At 50.1% G+C, this 743-nt stretch carries 2 tRNA genes and 2 rRNA genes; all 4 read right to left on the bottom strand.

Features of this window, described 5'->3' with window-relative positions:
* A 23S ribosomal RNA gene (locus K0T92_RS24600) occupies positions 1-127 on the bottom strand; the annotation flags it as partial.
* Between the two features lie 225 nt (positions 128-352).
* Positions 353-428, bottom strand: a tRNA-Ala gene (locus tag K0T92_RS24595).
* A gap of 14 nt (positions 429-442) precedes the next feature.
* Positions 443-519 (bottom strand) — tRNA-Ile (locus K0T92_RS24590).
* A gap of 104 nt (positions 520-623) precedes the next feature.
* Positions 624-743, bottom strand: a 16S ribosomal RNA gene (locus K0T92_RS24585); the annotation flags it as partial.

Here is a 743-nt window from a genome sequence, read left to right as displayed (position 1 = left end):
GTTTCCCCATTCGGACATCCCCGGATCAAAGCCTGCTTACGGCTCCCCGAGGCATTTCGCTGTTCGCCGCGTCCTTCATCGACTCCTGGCGCCTAGGCATCCTCCGTGCGCTCTTAGTAGCTTAACCATAAGCTCCGGTTCTTCGATTGAGACTCCGTTGTAGAAACATTTCTTGAACACTAAATGATTAGCGGTAGAAACATGTCTACAAAAGTCGCTTCAATACGAACAACCTTCGCCTTGCAGTCGAAACTGCGTGGTATAAACTCAGCTAAAGGATGTTTCTATGTTACGCAATTTTCGTATCCAGTTTTCAAGGTGCAAGATGCATTGCATCGTAATGCAATGAATTTGGTGGAGCCAAGGAGGATCGAACTCCTGACCTCCTGCGTGCAAGGCAGGCGCTCTCCCAGCTGAGCTATAGCCCCATAGGAATGATAAATGGTTGGCCTTAGTGGACTCGAACCACCGACCTCACCCTTATCAGGGGTGCGCTCTAACCAGCTGAGCTAAAGGCCATTGATCTCACCTTTGTATATGAAAGAGACTTGCTCTCTCAAAACTGAACATGAGCGATACCTGTCATAGTATCTGACCTTCATCGAGGTCAGGTATATCCTTAGAAAGGAGGTGATCCAGCCGCACCTTCCGATACGGCTACCTTGTTACGACTTCACCCCAATCATCTACCCCACCTTCGGCGGCTGGCTCCTTGCGGTTACCCCACCGACTTCGGGTGTTGT

The sequence above is a fragment of the Paenibacillus oenotherae genome (genome assembly GCF_019443105.1).
Classification (GTDB): Bacteria; Bacillota; Bacilli; order Paenibacillales; family Paenibacillaceae; genus Paenibacillus_Z; species Paenibacillus_Z oenotherae.
This window is presented reverse-complemented; position numbering and strand designations above follow the sequence as displayed.